A 237-nucleotide genomic window follows, 5' to 3' on the forward strand; every position below is an offset into this window, starting at 1 on the left:
CGCTGCTGTCTCCCCGACACGCGCTCCTGGACGCGTGGTTTCCCACTCACCGTGGTCAGGGTGAGACTGAAACAGCGCACCACTCATCCCGATTGCTTCACGGATTGATTCAACCAGTTCGTTCGGTGGGGTTTCGTCGGTCATAAGAGTGCCTGATAGCCGTCTGACGGGCGTACAGGCAAAGAGGTAGTGTGGCTCACTCGTCGGGGATGAACGGTGCGACGAGAACGTGTCCGT

The organism is Halorubrum sp. SP3 (assembly GCF_005435195.1).
In the GTDB taxonomy this organism is placed as follows: Archaea; Halobacteriota; Halobacteria; order Halobacteriales; family Haloferacaceae; genus Halorubrum; species Halorubrum sodomense.